Raw genomic sequence first — 1,703 nt, 5'->3', positions numbered from 1 at the left:
CAATTCAACCGCTTCCTCCTTGAAACCAAAATCGCCTCCGACGCCCGCATGGCTGCCTACCTCCGCGGACTCGGCACCCGCGCCCTCCTCACTGGCGACAACCACAAAACCACCGAACTCCAAACCCTCGTCCGCGAACACTTCGATGTAGTGGATTTCCATGACTACTGGAACCACCCCAATTTTCAAAAAAACCGCCACTGGCAAACCCCCGTCACCCTCACCCACCAAAGCAACCTCAAAGGCAGCGTTTACCTCCCCCGCAACATGATGCCCGTCCGTGTATTCGGAAAACCCTTTACCGTTACCGAATTCAACTACGTCTGGCCCAACGCCGCCCGAGCCGAAGGCCCCCTCCTCATGTCCGGCTACGCCGCCCTTCAAGACTGGGACGGCCTCTACAACTTCGATTACGCCACCGACGAAGCCTCCGCTTGGCGCGACAACACCGCCCCCACCCGTCCCGGACGCATCTTCAGCCTCGCCACCGACCCCATCGGCCTCCTCGCCGACCGTGCCGGAGCCTACCTCTACCTCCACGCCCGCATCCAACCCGCCCCACACGCCACCGCCCTCCTCATCGACGACAACCCCGCCACCACCACCCTCTTTGACACCCCTCGCGCCAAACCCCGCGACCTCCCCCGCTCCTTCTCCTGGCTCGGCCTGCGCACCCGCATCGGCACCCTCCCCGCCTCGCAAGCCCTCCCAGGCCCTCAACAAAACACCGCCCGCATCGACGCCACCGGTATCCAAAACTTTGTTACCCCAAAATCCATTCCTGCCGCCGACCTCGCCCAACTCCCCCGCCCCGCCTTCCTCCTCGGTGACGACATCGAAAAACGCCTCGCCGATGCCAACGCCCTCCCAACCCGCGACGGCGAACGCTTCCTTAGCGAAACCGGCCAACTCGACCTCGACCGCACCCAAGGCACCGCCCGCCTCGTCACCGATTACGCTGAATGCCACATACTCCCTCCCGGTCACCAAAGCAAAGGCACCCGCACCACCGCCTCAATCCCCGCCAACGACACCTTTGCCGGCATCTATATCCTCGCCACCGACGGCCAACCCCTTGCCACCAGCAAACGCCTCCTCATCCTGCACCTCACCGACAGCATCACTGCTGGCACCCAATTCTCCGACACCACCCGCACCCTCCTCACAAAATTCGGCCCCGGCCCCCATCTCATCAAACGCGGCACCGCCGCCATCACCCTTCAACTCCCCCCGCACACTTGGACCGCGTGGGCCATTGATGCCACTGGACGCCGCACCCGCTCCATTCCCCTGACCACCGATCCCGACAACACCCTAACCCTCCAAGCCGCCACAATCCCCGACAATGCCCCCATCACCCTAGCCTACGAACTCACCCGCTAAATTGCCTTGAAGTAGCTTGTATTGAAGTGGCGCAGGCGTCCCGCCTGCACTCCATGCCCCACCGCCGTGGCGCGGGCGTCTCGCCCGCTGTAGGGGCGTCGCTTGCGACGCCCGCGCACGCCATTCGATGCCACGTCCTGCATACGCGGGCTTCGCAAGCGAAGCCCCTACGCGGGGCGCGGGCGTCCCGCCCGCTTCCGGCTGGAGGAGCCTCTCAGCCTTGTCTCAGGGCGGCGCTCCGCGCCGTCTGCGGGCGAGACGCCCGCGCCACTTTTTTTCCCAATCCTCCGTCGCGTAACATCAGAGAGTAATCAGTCCAT

The 1,703-nt window shown here is 64.2% G+C and carries 1 protein-coding gene and 1 pseudogene; one reads left to right on the top strand and one right to left on the bottom strand.

Annotated features, from left to right (window positions below; all coding sequences use genetic code 11):
- Positions 1 to 1,383 (top strand): annotated as a pseudogene (locus OBACDRAFT_RS20665) (glycosyl hydrolase family 5); the annotation flags it as partial.
- Here OBACDRAFT_RS20665 and OBACDRAFT_RS28685 read toward each other — a convergent pair.
- Positions 1,380 to 1,541 carry a hypothetical protein gene (locus OBACDRAFT_RS28685; RefSeq protein WP_157837227.1) on the bottom strand — a complete coding sequence of 54 codons (162 nt, stop codon included), beginning with the start codon at positions 1,539 to 1,541 and terminating at the stop codon, positions 1,380 to 1,382. The pseudogene OBACDRAFT_RS20665 and the gene OBACDRAFT_RS28685 sit on opposite strands and share 4 nt — an antisense overlap.
- Positions 1,542 to 1,703 lie beyond the last annotated feature (162 nt).

Origin of the sequence: Geminisphaera colitermitum TAV2, assembly GCF_000171235.2 — a bacterium.
Taxonomy (GTDB): domain Bacteria; phylum Verrucomicrobiota; class Verrucomicrobiia; order Opitutales; family Opitutaceae; genus Geminisphaera; species Geminisphaera colitermitum.
The sequence above is the reverse complement of the archived record's forward strand: the minus strand, read 5'-3'. Positions and strand labels throughout refer to the sequence as shown.